This window comes from Streptomyces sp. NPDC097617, assembly GCF_044761485.1.
Taxonomy (GTDB): domain Bacteria; phylum Actinomycetota; class Actinomycetes; order Streptomycetales; family Streptomycetaceae; genus Streptomyces.
On record NZ_JBIWCL010000011.1, the window covers coordinates 81474 to 92757 of the forward strand.

Below are 11284 nucleotides of genomic sequence, written 5' to 3' on the forward strand. Positions count from 1 at the left end.
ACCGGTGTGCCCGTGAGAAGGTCCGGTGCTGTGGTGATGGGTAGCTCTCCCGCCCTTGCCGGGGCGGCGCGCTACCAGGAGCGTCCGGCGTCTGAGAGGTCCTCTCGGGCGCCGTCGCTGTTTCCGGGCTCACCCAGCCCGTAAGGTCCGTTCCTGGTACATCCAGTCCCCCTCCACGTCCTCCGGCGGGCCTGGTGGCCTGCTGGGGACGACGAACATACGCAGAACCCGCCCAAAGACCTAGAGACCGCTCTAGAACTCCTCACAGGTCACGACATCGCGCTGACCAGCGCCGATCCCGCTTCGAGATGAAGCCGAGAGGCGCACGTGATGAAAGGGCTGGCACCATAGAGGAACGCGGCATTCCGCGATCACTAGGTGCGATACAGGAACGTACGTTAGTTGAGCGGATGTATCAAGCAGTCGATTACAGTGCTCTAGACGTCACCCACACATAGGCCACTCGCAGGAGACCACGTGCCCCCACGCCAGATCGACGGCAGCCGTATACGTGCTGTCCGACGGGGCAGGGACCTTAGCCAGCAGCAGCTGGGCGACATGGTGGGCGTCAGTCGTCCGGCTGTCGCGCGATGGGAGAACGGCCAGGACTTCCCCAAGGGCGAGAAGCTGCCCGCGATCGCCAAGGCGCTGCAGCACCCCCTCGATGACCTCTTCCCCCATGACGGGCTGCCGGATCTGCAGCTCCTACGCTGCGACGCCGGCCTCAGCCATGCCCAGGCCGCCGAGATCATCAACGCCAGCCGTGGACCTGTGGGCAACGCTGAATCCGGACGTCGCAGGCTCAACGACGACTACGTGGAACCGCTCGCCAAGGCCTACGGGGTATCCGAAAGCGATCTGCTCGCCGCACAGGACCGCTCCTTCGGTGTCCGCGCTCCGTCCAGTGCTGAGCAGGCATCGGGACCCAGGACGATCAAGGAAAAGATCGACTATCTCCTGCAGCACGGGTACGTGGGCCAGGAAGCTCCATCCGACGAGGACATCGCGCACGCCGTCAACGAACATGCAGGTGTGGCCACCGTCACGGTCGGAGACATCACCGCGCTTCGGACGGGTGCTACGACCGAAGCCTCCGACGTGGTGCGTGCTGGGCTTGCCCACGCCCTCCAGGTCGACGCCGTCCTGTTCCAGGATGATGCCGAGCTCAGCGCCGAGGACCTGCAGGTCTGGGAGGCGTTCCGATTCATCGGCTCGATTCACCGAGGGCAGATCCTCGGCCTGACCGCCCGAGGCAACAGCACGGGTCTGTCCCCCGAGATGATGGCCACGATCAACGATCTCGTCGGGGAGCTGAGGGATAAGTTGCCGGGCGTCCCGGGCGAGGAGTAACGCGGCCCGCTCGTAGACCTGCCGGGGTTCGTGGGTGACAGCTCGGCGGTGGCGGCTGGGCCGTGAAGAGCTCGCGCCCTTCGCACTCAGGATTGCCCGCTGGTTCTGCGCAGGCGTGGAGCTTGTCGGCACCCGGGTAGCAACGATGAACGGGGCTACGGCGCCGCACCGATGGGTGCAACGCCGTAGCCCCGCTACTGTTCGCCGAGTCGTCTTCGGCCGCCGAAGGCGCGATGCCTGGTGTGCCGGAGCGTGCCGGCGGCCTACTACTGCCCGGAGGTGAGGTCCACGCCGAGCAGGTCCGAGAGTTCTGCCACCGTCTGCTTCGGGTCCCTGTTGTGCACCCCTGCGAGGCCGAGCTTCTCTGCTGCCTTAACGTACGCCTCGGTGTCGTCGACGAACACACACTGCTCGGCGGACAGGTCCATGGCCTTGAGGGTGGCTTCGAAGAGTGCCGAGTCCGGCTTCCGCATCTTGTAATGCTCGGAGATCACCACGGCGTCGTAGAGAGTCTCCAGCTCGTAGCCGTCGTACAGGTCCCACGGCGAGAGGCCGACGCTGTTGGAAAGGATGCCTACCTTGATCCCGGCGCGGCGTGCGGCCGCGGCCGCGTTGATGAGCAGCGGTTCGGGCCGCAGGCCGCCGAAGATCCTGCCCATCAGGTTATCGGGGCTCACGCCCAGCTTCTTGCCCGCGATCTCGTTCCACTCGGACTGACTGACCGCTCCTCGCTCCAGATCACTGGTGACCCGGACACCCTCTTCGTCCTGGTACAGCGCAGAGATGCACGCACCCTGGGGCAGCCCTTCGCGCTGCTCGAAGGCCAGCACGACAGGGAGCAGGGGAGTGGTGAGCACGCCTCCGAAATCGAGGATGAGGCCGGTGCGGTTGGACATGCGGGAACTCCATTGCTGAGACTTTGGGCGCTGTCCAGACGGGATAGCGTTACGGACCTGGCTGCATACGGCGACGGCAGCATCTGCGCGTCCCGGTCCAGGAAACTTGCGAGGCGGAGCGAGGCCGAACATTCCGCGCCTTCCACGGTACCAGCCGCGTCCATGCGGTAGTCAGTGCCGAATGTCACTAACGGCGCCGCGCTCAAGATCGGTTACTGAGTTGAACCCGGATTCTGCCTGCGTCGAGTGCTCTAGGAGAGTTCGAGCCTGGGCTGTTGATATTTGAGAATAGGCGACACCTACTCGCGTTAGCCAGGCTGCTTCGCTGTCCGTATCGACGAATGGTTTCGGGTTGAAGGGGGAAGTGGCGAACCTGTGGGATTTTCCTGTTGCTGCAACTTGCAGAGCGGCTTTAATCCAGTACGCCTCTGCGGCTGGCTCTGGGTCGGCATGCGAGACAGTTTTATCCTCTGCGGCGAATAGCAGTTCCTCCGGCGCGTAGTACCGAAGCTTTTCGCAGGCGTCAGCAATGTCCTGTGTCCAGCGATCGAGTCGCACATCCCCGGGGACGCGCATGTGGACGAGCTCTGCGAGACGAGACCCTGGTGGATAGAGGCTGGTGCCAGGAAACGCCTCTACCAGACTGAACCAGAGAGGATAGATCCTGTAGAGGGTGCGCCACGTTTTCCAGCGTGCAGTGGCTGTCTGAGTAGTGGGGATGCTTGCGCCGGCTGCGACGATCAGGAACAGCACGTTCATCCATACTGCCGTCGCATCCACGAGGAACTTCACCGTGGAGGCGCTTAGGGGGAAAGCCACCGCCACCCAAAGGATGGCAACACGGGCCATGGTGTGGGCCAAGCCCATCCACATGGAGAAACCCATCAATCTCAGCCCGACGCGCATGCTGGTGCTCTCGGCCTGGCGTGCCGCCCTTGTCCACTGGTATCCGCAAACTGCAGTCGTAACCAGAGGGAAGAAATAGAAAACGGTCATGTAGACCGCGGCGCCCCACTGTCCAGCGTGGTCGATGAGGAAACTCTGACTCGGCTTGGCGCGGTCCACCACGGTGAAGAACAGGATCGTCAGCAAGATCACGCCTATCGCACCCGTTCTATAGGATGCGCGAGCGATCCAGCGTGACACTGCGACGTGTCGAGGTACGACGGTCTCGGAGCTCTTCCCGTAGCTGGTCGCCACGTACGTCAAGGCTGCAAGGATGGCTGCCGTGCTGGCGAAGTGCCGGAGCAAGGCACTCAGATCGATGACGGGGATCCGTTCCACTGCCTGCATCACTACCGGGGTGTAGAGCCAAAGGGCTACGGCGAACCCGGCATAGCCGCCCCAGAGTGCCCGGCGATGCGAATCAGCATACCGAACTGCCGGAAATCGCCAGACGGCAATAATTGTCATGACTGCTGCAGTTAGGTATTTGAAGAAATCTAGCACGTAACCAACGCATATCTACGGGCCGGCTGGACGTGCGCCAGCCTCAGAAGGCTGGTCAGTCACAGCCGCGATTGACGGTGGGAGGGATGCGTGGCGGCCATCACAAAGCCGAGAATTAATGCCCTGTGATCACCGAGCGCTTATGGGCGGTGTCGGCGCGGCGGTGCAGCGACGGGGTGGCTGAGTGACGACTCAAGGAGGCTGACCATATCGTCGCCGCCGATCGATGACTGGCGGCGTGCCAGCCTCTTGATCAGCGACGCCGAAAGCTCTGCCTGCTTCTCCTCGGGACTGTCGAAGTTCACGCGGCCCTGTACCAAGGTCGTGGGGAAACGGCGAACGACTTCCTCGCGGATGTGTTCCGGCACGTATCGCTTGATCTCGGCAGCCGTCAGGGTAGTGCCGTGGTTGAGCCACTCGTGTGCGAGTTCATGGAGGATGATGTGCTCGGTCTGATTTCGACTTGAGCGGCGCCGGTACAGAACGATAGTAAATTCCGGCGCCTTGACCCGAAGGCCGCATGCCGTACCCAGGCCACCGTCAGGGTCGTCGAGTGGTACTAGGCGAATCTGACGACCCAGTGCGCGTTCCATGTTTCGAACGAGCGCCTCGACGCTAAAGGGAGCTGGAACTGGAAGATCAGCGAGTAGCCTCTCGCATTCTTTCACGAGAGAGCGTCGAGAGCTATTCCGACGCCAACGCATAGTCACTCCCTAGAAGTGCACCAAGGTGTCCGCTTTCGAGCCCCGATCTCGATTCACGCGCATGGGGCGCTAGCAGCCAGAGGCTCGCACTTGCGGGGGTGCGGGTGCCGGAGGCGCATCCTGCCGTGTCTGATCTTACAAGGGGAATTAGTGGGCGCTACGGGTTGAACGTGTTGTGAAGGTCACCTAAGCGGAGTGGATCTCTCTTGGATAGCAAGATCGAATCGCCAAGTGTTCTTGATCCAATTTGTGCGAAAATGCAGGCCGGGTTCTTTGGTCTTGTGTGAATGGCAGTCGCGGTCCGTAGGTGAAGCCATCTTCAGGGCGTCCATCTACGGCAGATCCGCCAGTCCGGGCTACGGTTTCCCCGCCCTCGCCGTGAGCCGCTTCGATGCGGGCGAAGGAGTCGCCCACCCCGCCCCAGCGGAACCTCCGACGCCTGAGGCGCAGAGTCACGGCTGAAGATCGTTCGCGCATCGTGCAGCTTCCTGGGGTGCCGGCGCCAGCCGGGGGTTGTCCTCGCACACGCGAGGGCCCACGATCTTCGACAGGAGCAACAACGCCACGGCCCCGGTTCTCCACATCGGCCCGCCGCTCGCGGTAGAACCGGTCGGCCAGGTCCGGGGCGGGCAATGTGTTCCCCCGGAGGGTCGCTGCGTTCAGCCCACGGGGGCCAACTTCCGAGGAGCCCCAGGCCTTGTCTCTGGCGCCGGGCTCGCTTGCGTGGGCGACCGTGCTTCCGCCAGCGGTCAGCGAAGCGGGCATGCCCGCCCTCAGCCCGGCTTAGGCTCGACGTGTAGCGGCGAGGGTGACGAGGCCGGCGAACCCTGCGCGGGAGAGTTCGAGAACGGGGCCCTGCTTGTGCTTCGAGTCGCGGACGTACACCTTGCCAGGGGTCGGTGCGACTTCCACGCAGTCCTGCTCGCCAGCGCTGAACGAGGACTTGAACCAGGGGGTGCCGGCAAGGGCTGAGGCGTTCATGTGCGCTGTTCCTCCAGGATGGTTTTGATGAGGCCGCGTGACTCGTCGGGTGAGAGCGCGTTGGCGACGATCTACTCGAAGGCGCCTTCGCTGCGGGGCATGGCCGTCGCGTTGATCACCTGCCGTGCGTACGAGCCGCGCTGTAGTAGCCCGGACATGAGATCGGGCAGGTAGCGCGCGCCCGTGGCGTCGGCGTCCAGGTGTTGGTGCTGGGAACGTCCTACGTGCCGCTGTTGGTCCACACGTCGGGGTTGGATGGCTGTGGTCCGAGGGTGTCCAGGACGGGGCCGGGCGCGGGCCGGGTCTCCAGGCGGGTGTACCACTCCGTGGCCAGGATCCGGTGCCGCACGTCGTCGGAGACGCTGGCAAGCAGCGCGGGTAGGGCACGCTGACCTTCAGTCTGGCTTCGGTGCGCGCAGATCGCCGCCCACTTCGTGGCCAGCACGGCGCTGACATCGAGGCGTGCGGTGATCTGCTCGTCGGGCGCGCAGTGGACTGCTTTGCCGACGCGCGTGAGGAGCGGTCCGAGTTCGCCGAGGCTTGACTTCGGGTGCGTTGCCAGGAACAGGGCACTTGGTGTCCAGGGCTCGCCCGCGTCGGGGTACAGATGGGGCAGGCCGGCGGCCTGCACGGCGAGCAGGGTCGCGCGGTGGGTGTGCAGATGGTCGGGGTGTCCCGTCAGCTGGCCGTACTGGTCGTGCGTGATGATGCTGTCCGGCCTCAGTGCTCGGATGTGGGCGACGAGGAGCCCGACGACCTCATCGAGGGGTGCGTCGAGGAGGCGGGGTCGCCCGGGCGCGGACTGCGGGACGCGGGCGTCGGCGTAGCCCAGCATCCGCGGCTTCCCGGCCCCCAGGATCGCGAGCGCGTCGGCGAGCTCGGCGGCCCGGTGACTATCGGGGGCCCAGGTGGCGGTGACCACGGCGATCGCCGCTCCCGCGGCGGCGTACTGCGCCAGGACGCCGCCGGCGAGAAGCCCTTCGTCGTCGGGGTGTGCGACCACTGCCATGAGGGAGGGCTGGGGGGCAGGAGATGGTGAGGTCACGGGGATGGTGCCTTCCTGGTCGGAGGGGGTGTGGTTGCGGGTCACGCGCGGCCGGGGATGGTGTACGGCTGGAAGCAGGCCGCCGGATGGTCGAGGGGCAGGTCCGGGTTCCAGGCGGTCAGAGCCTGGGAGTTCGGCACGAACAGCGGCTGGGGCAAGGCGTTCAGGGGCCAGAAGCGCCAGGATCCGAGTGCCTCTTCGCGCTGGTGTGGGGTGCCGGACCAGTCGGTGATGAGGACCGGCACCGTGACGCGGACGACGCCGCCCACTTGGTCGATGAGCGTGCCGAGCACCTGCACGGCACCGGGTTCGGCCACGAGGCCGGCTTCTTCGTAGAGCTCGCGGATAGCGGCTTCGGCCAGGGTTTCGCCCGCCTCGACGGTTCCGCCGGGCAGCTCATGAGCACCGTTGCGGTGGAGCCCGAGCAGGACGCCTTGCGGGCCGTGCACGATCACGCCGACTCCCAGTGCCGCGGTCGGTGTGGGCGGGGCGCTGGTGCGGGGGCGGCTCGGTACCCGCTTCGGGCGGTGGGCGCAGTACAGCCGGTAGGAGGCCCTGTTGTCGGGCTGTGGGGAGTCGATGGTGGTGACCGAGTCCAGGATGAGGCTGTGCTCGCCGAGAAGGTCCTCCCACAGCGAGGTCCCCAGGACCCACATGTGGGTGGGGTGGTCTTCGGTGGTGCCGGGCAGCCGGAGTGCTTCGGTCCTTGCGACGGCTTCGCTTGAGGGGCCGGCGCCGGCGGAGGTGGTGTGCAGCGCGGAGAAGACCAGGCGGCCGCCGGGCCGGATCGCGTTGGCCAGGGCGGGCAGGAGGCGGCGCGGGTCAGTGAAGGGGACGCCGCTGACCGAGTAGACGAGGTCGTAGGGGGCGGCGTGGTGCAGGTGGTCCACGGCGTCGGCGCAGACCAGATGGAGACCGAGGGTGTCGGGGTAGCGGTCGACGGCGCGCTGGTGCTGGGTGGGGGAGGAGTCGATGGCGGTGACCTGGGCTCCGTGTGCGGCCACGCGGGCGGCGTGCCGGCCGAGGCCGCTGCCCAGGTCGAGCACACGAAGCCCCCGTACGTCGCCGAGGACTTCGATGCCCGGGCCCGCGTCGGGGATGTCCCAGGCCCATGGATCCAGCTCGGGCAACTCGATGCCCCTGCTGATCTGATGGGCGCCGTACGTCGACCAGACGGCCAGGTTGTGCGACGAGATATCCGTCATGGGCTACTCCAGCATCCTGAGGTTGGTCAGAGGGCAGCGTGGCAGCGGGCCGCGCCCGGAGGCGGCGGAGGGCGCCGCCGTGCCTGGGCGGGTCAGTGCGCGGGGACGGGGACGCCGGTGAGGTGCTCGGCGTGCCGGGCGATCAGCGGGGCGAGGTGGGGGTGGACGCCTCTGCTGCAGGCTTGGAGGAGCTGGCCGAGGGCGACGAGCTCCCCGGCCCGGCCGGCGGGGGTGTCGAGGATGGCGGCGAACTCCTGCCGGAGCCGCGCCGCGGTCGCCGGCGCGGCGAGGCTGTACGCGAAGAGAAGGCCGCAGTCGTAACCGACTGGCAGGCGGCCCCAGTTTTCCCAGTCGAGGCAGACCAGCGGGGGATGGGTGAGGTTGGCCCAGTGCAGGTCAGCGTGTCCGGTCGTGTAGTCGCGGATCTGGATGGGGTCGATGCCGAGGAAGCGGCGGAAGTTGTTGTCGACCCATTTCTGCCGTACGGACTCCCGGTCGGTCTCCACCACCGCGAGGGTCTCCAGGGCGGTGCGCAGCTGCGTCCACCAGCTGTCGGGAAGGAAGGTGTCGCGGTCGAGGGCGGGGGTGCCGCTGGTGACCGGAGGCACGGGGACGTACTCGGTGAGCTCGGCGCGGTAGGCGTACGGTCCGCTCGTCCAGTCCACAAGCCCCCGCAGGCGGGGCCTTGGCACGGACCGGGGGACCAGGGCGTCGGCGTGCGCTGTGCCCTCCCACAACCGGCCGCCCTGCTTCTCGACGGGGGCGGAGACGACGCGCAGCCAGGAGGTTTCGGCCCGGCGCCCGAGGGTGCGGCCCTGCCAGCCCCATACGTCCGTCCCGGACGGGTTGACCTGGAGCGTCCTTGCCGCTGCCGTGTGGGCGTGCCGCATCCGCGAGCGGTCCTCGTGGCTGACCGGGGCGGTGAACACGGCGTCCGGCCGTACGGGTTCGACGGTCACAGGCTCTTCCCGGCCGTGATGCGGGAGGCGGATGTCGCGGCGGGGGCGGGGAGCAGCGCGTCGCGTCCGGGCCATTGCACGACCAGACGGCAACGCTCTTTGTCGACGACGTCTCCGGCGGGCAGGCGGTGATCGGGAGTGCCGGCCGCGTGCACGGTCACGACCGGGTCGGCGGCCTGGCCTTCGGCGCCGCGCACGTTGTGGTCCCAGGTCCTCACGGTGTCCGCCAGACGCTGGGCGAGAGCCGGTCCCCGCTCGCCGAATGCGTGCACCATCCACTCCCACTCCTGGGCCGCGTCCGACCGGGTCTTGACGTGCTTGAGGTAGGCGAGCGAGCCCTCCTCCAAGAGCGCCGGCGCATCGGAACCGGACGCGATCTGGACGATGGAGGTGTCCATGCCTTCGGCGACGGCCAGGCGGCAGAAACCGGGAACCGTCGTAGCTGCGAACAGCTGCAGACTGCCGAAGTAGAAGTTGGGGCCCATGGTCACCCCGGTAGCGACCTCGTGCCGCGGGCCGCGCAGCGCCACCTCCAGCCCGTCGAGGCCCTGAGGCTGGCCGTCCTCGAAGCGGACCTGCACCACACCGTCCAGCAGCCCGACGACCGGGGTGCTGCGGGCGTGCGCGCCCTGGGCGGCAACGAACCCGCAATGCGTGAACTTTTCCGCCACCAGGACGTCGCCTTCACGCCGGAAGGTGATCGCCCGGGTGTAGCCGCCGATCTCCAGCGGCAGTACGAGCCGCCCGCCCTGGGCCAACTGCTCACGCCACGCCGCCGCGATGTCCCAGCAGTTGTACGTGATCACGATCGCGTCGAACCCGCCGCGCGGCACGAGATGGGACGGGAGCCCGAGGGCGGCGTCGCCGTGGAAGACGCTGACGCGCCCGCTGCCGGCCTCCGCGAGGAACCGGCGGGTCCGGGCCACGACGTACGCGTCGATATCGCTTGTCACCACCCGTCCGCCCGGGCCGACCGCATGCGCGGCCAGCTCGGCGTTGTATCCGCCGGAGCCCGCCTCCCACACGGTCGCGCCTGCTTCGAGGCGAAGGCCCTCGATCATGTCGGCCTGCAGCCACGCCGCGGACACCGAGCTCGTCGCGCGCCCGGATTCATCACGGCGGGTGTCGACGGCCAGGTCGTCGTCGTACGCGGTCTTCAAGTCCTTCTCCGGCGCGAACCGGTGCCGGGGAACAGCGCGCAGCGCCTCCTGGACGGGTACGGAGGGCGCCCAGTCTCCGGCGATTACCTTCTCGGCCATCGCGTGGCGCAGCCGTACGGCTTCCGCTGGTTCGCCCGATACCGGCGGGTGGGTGGCGGCGAGCGGGTAGGTGTGGATGGGGGGCAGGCCGGGGATGATCCCGGGCCAGATCGCGGCCAAGGCCTGGGCGGCCGGCGTGAAGAGGGGGCCGATGCAGGCCAGAGCGTGCAGATCATGGAACTCCCACCGTTCGAACAGCCGCTCCTCGGGGTTGGTGAGGGTGCCCGAGAAGGCGGTGATCCGGACGACGGCGGTGAGGCGGGGCACGCCGTGGCTGTCATCGACGAGCATCGTCACCACATAGGCGTCCTGCTGGGCTGCGACCACTCCGGTCTCCTCGGCGAGCTCCCGGACGGCGGCCGCCGCGAAATCCTCCGGCCCGCTCGTCTTTCCCCCGGGGACCTCCCACATGCCGCGGGTGGACCTGCCGATCAGGACTCGGCCGGCCGGGTCGGTGACGATGGCGAGGGCACCCGTCAGGGCGTGGCCGGTGGGGGACCCCTTCTCGACTGCCGTGGTGTCCGTGTGGCACGGACCCCGCAGGACCAGGACGGTGAGCCCGTCCGCGTCGAAGCGCTCGACCAGCTCCCAAGCGTCGGTGATCTGCCGGAGCTCGTTCTCGTCGAGGGTGACGTCCCGCCGCTCCGGGGCACTCCCCTCGGCGGTGGGCGTGATGACCACGAGCGCCCCGCCGGGACGCAGCCGCTCACCGAGCGCGTGCAGGACACGGCTGCGCGAGGGCAGGAACGGCACGACCAGGCGCAGGGTGATCAGGTCGTATCCCTCCGGGTGGAGTTCGCCCGGGTCGTCGTTCTCGATGTCCAGCCGCATCCAGCGCACCCCCTCCGTGTCCGGGTGTTCCTGGCGGGCGCGGTCGATCGCGCTGTCGGCGAAGTCGCAGGCGTCCACCGTGTACCCGAGCGACGCGAGGAAAGCGGCGAGCTGGCCCGTCCCGGACCCGACATCGAGGGCACGCCCACCGCCCTTCGGCACCGGGACCTGCCCGGCGAGCAGCGCCTGTTCGCCGTCGCCGAGCGGGCGGAAGTCCTTCCCGTCCGCGTAGTGCCGTGCCCACTCCTGCTCGCTGACGTATGCCACGCTGCTGCTCCTCGAAGGATCGGTATCGGTGAAGGGGACGGCGTTCACGCCAAGCCCTGCGCGGGCTGCTGGGGGAATCGGGTCATGCGCATCAGTGCCGGGTCGCTGGCGAAACCGAGCCCCGCGTACAGGGCGGCTGATCCTTCGCTGGCGTAGAGCTCGTAGAGGGTGACGCCGTCCTGCTCCAGGTGGTCCAGGAGTGCGGCGAGGGCGGCGCGTGCGTGGCCGCGGCGCCGGTGGACGGTCTCGGCGGCTACCGCGTGGGTCCTCACCGCGAGCCCCGCGGGGGTACTTCGGCGCGGGGAGCACCGCGCGGACGAGCACGAGCGCGCAGGTGA

The 11284-nt window shown here is 67.8% G+C and carries 11 protein-coding genes; 1 reads left to right on the forward strand and 10 read right to left on the reverse strand.

What is annotated here, in order from left to right; genetic code table 11:
• The first annotated feature begins 477 nt into the window (after nt 1–477).
• On the forward strand, nt 478–1350 hold the full coding sequence (locus ACIQZO_RS19535; RefSeq protein ID WP_403627605.1) for a helix-turn-helix domain-containing protein: 873 nt from the start codon (nt 478–480) through the stop codon (nt 1348–1350).
• Between the two features lie 266 nt (nt 1351–1616).
• Here the strand turns inward: ACIQZO_RS19535 and ACIQZO_RS19540 are convergent, their stop codons facing one another.
• The 10 genes from ACIQZO_RS19540 to ACIQZO_RS19585 form a co-directional block, all read right to left on the reverse strand.
• The gene (locus ACIQZO_RS19540; protein WP_403627607.1) at nt 1617–2246 is read right to left on the reverse strand and encodes an HAD-IA family hydrolase; all 630 of its coding nucleotides are present in this window, start codon (nt 2244–2246) and stop codon (nt 1617–1619) included.
• 171 nt (nt 2247–2417) lie between these two features.
• Nucleotides 2418–3695 (reverse strand): MAB_1171c family putative transporter, encoded by a 1278-nt coding sequence (locus ACIQZO_RS19545; RefSeq protein WP_403627608.1) that lies wholly within the window; start codon nt 3693–3695, stop codon nt 2418–2420.
• 140 nt (nt 3696–3835) lie between these two features.
• The gene (locus tag ACIQZO_RS19550; RefSeq protein WP_403627610.1) at nt 3836–4288 is read right to left on the reverse strand and encodes a hypothetical protein; all 453 of its coding nucleotides are present in this window, start codon (nt 4286–4288) and stop codon (nt 3836–3838) included.
• An 894-nt stretch (nt 4289–5182) separates the two neighbouring features.
• Complete coding sequence (locus tag ACIQZO_RS19555; protein WP_403627612.1) at nt 5183–5380, reverse strand: DUF397 domain-containing protein; 198 nt, start codon at nt 5378–5380, stop codon at nt 5183–5185.
• A 71-nt stretch (nt 5381–5451) separates the two neighbouring features.
• A complete protein-coding gene (locus ACIQZO_RS19560) occupies nt 5452–5622 on the reverse strand; it encodes a hypothetical protein (RefSeq protein ID WP_403627613.1) in 171 nt (56 codons plus the stop codon).
• The gene (locus ACIQZO_RS19565; RefSeq protein WP_403627615.1) at nt 5601–6389 is read right to left on the reverse strand and encodes a PIG-L deacetylase family protein; all 789 of its coding nucleotides are present in this window, start codon (nt 6387–6389) and stop codon (nt 5601–5603) included. The genes ACIQZO_RS19560 and ACIQZO_RS19565 overlap by 22 nt, the downstream gene beginning before the upstream one ends.
• A gap of 77 nt (nt 6390–6466) precedes the next feature.
• Nucleotides 6467–7630, reverse strand: coding sequence for a bifunctional class I SAM-dependent methyltransferase/NUDIX hydrolase (locus ACIQZO_RS19570; RefSeq protein ID WP_403627617.1), 1164 nt, complete (start codon nt 7628–7630; stop codon nt 6467–6469).
• Between the two features lie 92 nt (nt 7631–7722).
• Complete coding sequence (locus ACIQZO_RS19575) at nt 7723–8589, reverse strand: hypothetical protein (RefSeq protein WP_403627619.1); 867 nt, start codon at nt 8587–8589, stop codon at nt 7723–7725.
• A complete protein-coding gene (gene fxlM, locus ACIQZO_RS19580) occupies nt 8586–10946 on the reverse strand; it encodes a methyltransferase, FxLD system (protein ID WP_403627621.1) in 2361 nt (786 codons plus the stop codon). Before fxlM ends, ACIQZO_RS19575 begins: the two co-directional genes overlap by 4 nt.
• Before the next feature lie 44 nt (nt 10947–10990).
• Complete coding sequence (locus ACIQZO_RS19585) at nt 10991–11218, reverse strand: GNAT family N-acetyltransferase (protein WP_403627623.1); 228 nt, start codon at nt 11216–11218, stop codon at nt 10991–10993.
• Nucleotides 11219–11284: the final 66 nt, after the last annotated feature.